Origin of the sequence: Acidithiobacillus sulfurivorans, from assembly GCF_018853815.1 — a bacterium.
GTDB classification, from domain to species: domain Bacteria; phylum Pseudomonadota; class Gammaproteobacteria; order Acidithiobacillales; family Acidithiobacillaceae; genus Acidithiobacillus; species Acidithiobacillus sulfurivorans.
In genome coordinates this window covers 1-5889 of the sequence record NZ_JAAOMP010000094.1, presented here as the reverse complement: position 1 = coordinate 5889, position 5889 = coordinate 1, and the positions used below count along the sequence as shown (strand labels likewise).

Genomic DNA, 5889 nt, shown 5'->3' with positions numbered 1-5889 from the left:
TTGTTCAAAGCCACCGCCTGAGACCGGCATGATGCGGGATTCTTCATCGGTGAGATTGATCTGGTCTTGCGCTTTAGGCGCAGGATCCGGTGCCTGGGGGGCTTTGCCTCGGGGCTTTTGTCCCAGGGCTTCACGTTCTGCACGGCGTGCCATTTGCGTGTCGTAACGTTCTTTCTCTTTGGCATAACGGGCCTGTGCCCGCTCGGCAATCTTCGCCTTGGCCGCTGCCATCACGGCCAGCCGGTCTTCTCGGCGCTGGATCTCTTCGGGCAGATTCACGCCTTCGGGAATCCCGGACTGATCCGCTTGTTCTGCCAGTGCAAAGAGCTCCTGTACTTCGGCCTGGAGATGGCGCTCCATCTGTTCGATATGCCCATGGGACAGGGCTTGATGTTTGGAAGCGTTGGCGTGGATCTTGGTGCCATCCAGACACACCCGGCCGATCTTCAGCAGTTTCATCTCCTGTGCCAGTTCCAGGACCTGCACGAACAATCCTTGCAGTTCGCCCGGAAAACGGCGACGGAAGGTGGCCAGGGTATCGTGATCCGGATGGCTGCCGGCCGCGAGGTAACGGAAAGCCACGGAATCATAGGTGGCTTGTTCCAGTTTACGGCTGGAAAAGACCCCGTTGGCATAGCCGTAGACCAGAATCGCCAGGAGGGTGGCCGGGTGATAGGCCTTATGGCCACGACCCGCATATTGTTGGACCAGTAGCGAGAGATCGAGCTGATCAATGACTTCCACAATAAAACGGGCCAGGTGCCCTTCCGGGAGCCAGTCGTCCATGGAGGGGGGCAGAAGATAATCGGTCTTGCGGTCAGCATCGAGGAAGTGGGCCATGAAATCACTCATCACATTGAATCATAAGTAATTATACGATAATTTTAGGCAAAGGGAAAGTCCGACAGCCTGCTAGGAACCCGATCAGATATCGTTCGGTCAGGACTACAGGCTGTTCTCCGCCATGGGCTTGGTGTAGCTGGCGTGACCGGAGGCAGCATGGGCAGCACCCTCCACTCCGCCCAGCGCCTCCAGCGTTTTACCGCTCAACTTATGAGATGATCTCCATGATTTTATGCAACCCATGGCTCCCCAAACCATGTTGTAGTTCCCACTGCCCATGTTTATTTCGGTAGAGCAACGTGGGCGTTGCTTCTTCACCGGTACGGATAAGCAGCTGAGTATTATTGCGCACGGCGCGACGTATCAAGGGGGGAGGATTGAGGGCTGGACGGATCCCACCTTCTTCTGTTTGGGTATTGAAGTGCGATTCATCATAGGCCAATGCCTTGGCTGGATTATTCGCCATCAGGATGGATGCGGCCTTGGCCGGACTGGAGGGCTTCAGAAATCCCACCAGAACTACCCGCAACCGCAATTTTTCAGCCCCGATGATGGGCAGAGCTTTCTCATACAATCTATGGCACCAGATACAGTTAGGGTCCATAAATGCCGTCAACTCAGGCCCCTGATGCCCGACCAGAAAAGTGTGTGCGTGGGTTATCTCTGCAGCAATAGCACTGGGAGGAAGCGCCTTGGGATTGGCGTGTTGGGGCTTTGCCATTTCCTGAAAAAGCCTGTTCTCCTGGGCAGGTGCAGCCGTGGCCGCCAACGGAAGTGTGATCAGCCATCCAGTCAGCAGCCATCCTGACAACCTTCTTTTCTTCATAGCGCACTCCTCAATAACCCGTAGGTAATGGTCTCTTGGGCGAACAATCTCCGGTGACGCTTCCTGGAAGGGAATGACCCAATAGCCATCAACGTTCCTATAATACTCACCGCAAATGCGGCAACAGCCCGGAAAGCTGTTTTTCAGAAATCATGCCGGGAATGCGGCCAATATGACCATTTTTGAGACGATACAACATGGCGGGCGTGCCATTGAAACCCAATGCACCCATCATTTCCAGATTATGCTTGAGATCCTGGGTTGTTTTTGCTGTGGCTGTGGCTTTGGGAAGGCTGCGATAGTCACCGCTCTGTAACGCCGGACCAACAATGGATTCAAAATGTTTCAATGTTGCCAGAGGATGGGGTGATTGCAGCCAATTAGCGGCTTCTGCCGGACTTTGCGGCGTCAGGAAGGCCACGGGAACATAACGGACCGTCAATTTCCCGGCCTTGATCAAGAGGGCCTCATGGTTGTACATCACATGGCAGTAAGGACAATTGGGATCCTGAAAATCATAAATAATGGGACCGTGGTGGCCTTCCTGAATATAAGTGAGGTGATGCGCCAGAATATGCTTCCAAAGAACATTCGCCGTCAGTTTTTTTGGCGGTACCGCTGTAGCCGTTCCCGTGGCTGTCTGAGCTTCAGCGAAAGTCATGCCAAAAAGTAATAGACTACTGCCGAATAGCCCGATTCCCAGCCATTTCAGCAAGCGGGTTCTCATCCTGTTTTCCATGTCGCGCTATTCTCCTGGTACGCAGATTATTTCAGATTCGGAATGATGGTCAGCAGTTCCCCGCGAGATACCATGCCGGGCATTAATCCTGTTGTGCCATTTTTGCGTTCATACAAAATGGCGGGTACGCCCATCGAGTGGGCACTTTGCAGTACAGCCATGTTCACTTTTAAAGCGTGAAGCGTCTGTGGAAGTGCTTTGGCTTGCGGCAGACCAACAGGCCCCTGGGGTCCCATAGGTGCCGCGAAACTCTTGGCAGCCAATCCCTCAAAATGTTGCAGCGCCAGGACCCGATGCGGGGATTGCAGAATAGCGGCAGCTTCAGGGGTGCTACTGGGCATGAGATAAGCGACCGGCACATAACGTACGGAGAGTTTTCCGGCTTTGATTAGCGGTTGTTCCTCATCGTACATACCGTGGCAATAAGGACAATTCGGATCAAAAAAATCATAAATGACCGGTCCTTTATGCCCTTCCTGGATATAGGTCAGTCGCTGGCCGATGTCCTTCCAATAAATGTTCTGAGCCATTTTGGGTAAAGGCGGAAGTTCTGTGGCTGCCAGGGCAGATCCTATGCCCAAGATGCCGATCAGCATGCCGGTTAAAACGGTCAGTCTTGTGTTGCAGTTCATAGCGATCTCCTCAATATAATTCCTATAACATCAATGATCAGTCATCGTATGGCCCAGCTTCTGCTGCAGGTGCTGCAGGAGCGTTTCGGGTCCTTCATAGCCTTCATATTGGGCAACCAGATGCCCTTGCGCATTGACCAGCAATACTGCCGGTGGCCCAAATAACTGGAAACGATGAAGCAGGTGGCGCGATGCGGCATCACTTGCTGTCACATTCACCCGAATTAGCGTGAGTGGTTGCAAGGCTTTTTCTACACGGGGATTGTCATAGGTTTCGACATCCATACGCTGGCACTCTACACACCAGGTTGCCCAGAAATCCACCAATACCGGGTGCCCTTTTGCTGCGGCCAAAGCCGATTGCAGCTGGGGAAGGCTGCGAACCACGGTAAAATGGAGGGGATGATGCTTTTGAAGTGCATGGTTTTGTAGAGGGGCGACTGAAACCTCTTTTGCCACGAAAGGTGCCAAAGGTTCAAGCACCAGGGAAGCACCCGCCGAGGCACCGACTCCGAGAACCACACCATAGACAACAGCCAGTATGCCGAGTCCCTGGAAGAATCGGGGCCATCCCCCGGAATTGGCTGCAAACGCCCCCAGAAAAATACCTGAGAGGATGGCGAGCGCTGACCATAAGGCCAGCGTAACCGGTCCCGGCACAATTCGTGATAGGAACCAGATGGACACTCCCAGCAGAACCACGCCAAAGACGGCCTTTACGCCATTCATCCATGCGCCGGCTTTGGGCAGAAAATGTCCGGCAGAAGTCCCGATGATCAGCAGGGGGACGCCCATGCCCAACCCCAGAAGGAACAGGGCCAGTCCCCCCAGAACTACGTTGCCGGTGTGGGCAATGAACAGCAGAGCCCCCGCTAATGGGGCCGCGACACACGGTCCGACGATCAGGGCGGACAGCACACCCATCACGAAGGCGCTGAGAAAGTGTCCGCCCTTCCCGTAACGGGACAGGCGCGATTGTATGGCATTGGGCATCTGCAAGTCGTAGAAACCGAACATGGAGAGCGCCAATACGACAAACAATGCACTGAATCCACTGAGCACCCAGGGGTTTTGAAAAAAGGCCTGCAGATAGGATCCGGTGATCGCTGCAAGAACCCCGGCAACCGTATAGGCCAATGACATGCCCAGCACATAGGCCAGAGAAATCCAGAATGCATGCCTTCTGGACTGCTTTACGGTCAACTGAGTGTTCCCCTGACCGACCACCAGGGAGGACAGAATGGGAATCATGGGGAAAATGCAGGGTGTGAAGGCTAGTCCAAGGCCCGCCAGAAAGAAAAGCAGTAGCGTTAAGAGGACTTGTCCGCCGGCCAATCCTGCTGCGAACTGCCCATATTGACCGGCCACCACAGAAGGTTGAACCGGCTTCTGCAGAGCAGGATGCGTGTCGGCCAAAGCCGGAGCATGCCGTACGGTGCTGGCAATAATTCCCGTCGGGCTTAGCGAATAGCTTTTCGTGATGACTGGGTAGCAGACACCGGCATTGGCACATCCCTGAAAACTGCTGGTGACTCGAAGTTGCTTGGGGGGCGTGCCCGTGAAATGTACGGGCACCCGAATCGTGGTGGTATCGCCCTCATAAACAGCCAGGGTTCCGACCCCCGGTATATCCATCGGTTTGCCCGGTGGCAGGGTATAAGGCGCCAAATGGGCAGAACGAGGGCTTACCTGTAAAGTGATCCGATTGCGGTAGAGGTGATAATGGGGTGCGGCGATCCACTGGAGGACCAGGGTATCGTTTGGTGCCATGCGCGCCTTAAAGCGAAAGGCTTTGGCCGGTGCTAGAAATGGTGACGAGCTGACGTCAGCCTTCGCCAGAATAAGCGGGCTGGCGAGCGCCGAAGGGGACAGTATCAGTGCCAACGGAGCCAGTAACAGCCAAAGCCGCAAGATGAGGAGCAAATGATGTCTATTCGTTGACGCGCGATCGCGACGTTGCCGGGAACCTGCACATAGAACTTGATCGAACATTCATTCTCCAAAGATGCACTGTTTATTCGAGCCTCCGCCAGGCTTGATTACTGATCAGACAAGCAGAAAGCATGCCGGATCTTGGGGGGACGCAGTTAGGATCAGCGCGCAACAAGGAATGCTGGTGGCTCATCGCCTTCCAGTGCAAGGGACTGGGCTTGCGATTTGGCTTCCTGCCTGATCCCGTGGAAGCCCCTGAATACCGGGCTGAACATGCGTTCCAGATCGAACCTACCATACCTCGCTTTTCCCATAAACTAACTGGCTTGTGGGCTGCATCAAAACCAAACTCAGAGAGATCTTTGAAAAAAGGGCTGCCAAGCAGTGCTTGTAGTTGGTCAATTTTTACCAGGAATCACCGTCAGAATGGTGCGCCTTTGGAAGTATTACCATGCTGGCAATTCTTTCAAATCTCCAGTGCGTTAACGACCCAGGATTCATGACTTGGAGTGATCAAAACCTGACGATTTCGCTGCACGTAGTCAGTGTTTGTCAGGGACCGGGATTAACGTCTGCGTGATTCAACCTCAGAGGTAAGGCCTCTGGGTCGAAGCTGCTATTGAAAAGATAGATCATGGTGGAGAGGTGGCATTATGCACATTTGTAAAATTTGAAACCACAATAAATTGAAGTGGAGGCCTCCTGCGATGCACGAAAATCCTGAGGGTTACACTTCCAGTGCCGATGTTGACTGACAGATTCCGCAGTGAGATAGTTAACAAACTTATTAACTATTATACAGGTGGAGGTGCTTCATGTTTTTCCAGCAAAGACGTGGTGACGATGGAACTCTGTCTTACTTCTACGGCTGTGGTGGTAAAGGTTTTGCCGTCGCGGTAGATGTGGTGGCCGGTGAT

At 53.6% G+C, this 5889-nt stretch carries 5 protein-coding genes; all 5 read right to left on the bottom strand.

The window, feature by feature from the left end; translation table 11 throughout:
- A partial coding sequence (locus HAP95_RS08250) for a transposase (RefSeq protein ID WP_215883786.1) occupies positions 1-840 on the bottom strand: 840 nt, incomplete at its 3' end.
- A gap of 211 nt (positions 841-1051) precedes the next feature.
- Complete coding sequence (locus tag HAP95_RS08245; protein WP_215883785.1) at positions 1052-1669, bottom strand: thioredoxin fold domain-containing protein; 618 nt, start codon at positions 1667-1669, stop codon at positions 1052-1054.
- A gap of 106 nt (positions 1670-1775) precedes the next feature.
- Positions 1776-2396 carry a thioredoxin fold domain-containing protein gene (locus HAP95_RS08240; RefSeq protein ID WP_226832660.1) on the bottom strand — a complete coding sequence of 207 codons (621 nt, stop codon included), beginning with the start codon at positions 2394-2396 and terminating at the stop codon, positions 1776-1778.
- 38 nt (positions 2397-2434) lie between these two features.
- The gene (locus tag HAP95_RS08235; protein WP_226832659.1) at positions 2435-3040 is read right to left on the bottom strand and encodes a thioredoxin fold domain-containing protein; all 606 of its coding nucleotides are present in this window, start codon (positions 3038-3040) and stop codon (positions 2435-2437) included.
- Between the two features lie 30 nt (positions 3041-3070).
- Positions 3071-5032 (bottom strand): protein-disulfide reductase DsbD, encoded by a 1962-nt coding sequence (dsbD, locus tag HAP95_RS08230; protein WP_215883783.1) that lies wholly within the window; start codon positions 5030-5032, stop codon positions 3071-3073.
- Between the last annotated feature and the right edge of the window lie 857 nt (positions 5033-5889).

Bases quoted from the DNA above. Each gene is read 5' to 3' on its own strand.
- HAP95_RS08245 (WP_215883785.1), bottom strand. From the start codon at position 1,669: ATGAAGAAAAGAAGGTTGTCAGGATGGCTGCTGACTGGATGGCTGATC.
- HAP95_RS08240 (WP_226832660.1), bottom strand. From the start codon at position 2,396: ATGAGAACCCGCTTGCTGAAATGGCTGGGAATCGGGCTATTCGGCAGT.
- HAP95_RS08235 (WP_226832659.1), bottom strand. From the start codon at position 3,040: ATGAACTGCAACACAAGACTGACCGTTTTAACCGGCATGCTGATCGGC.
- dsbD (WP_215883783.1), bottom strand. From the start codon at position 5,032: ATGTTCGATCAAGTTCTATGTGCAGGTTCCCGGCAACGTCGCGATCGC.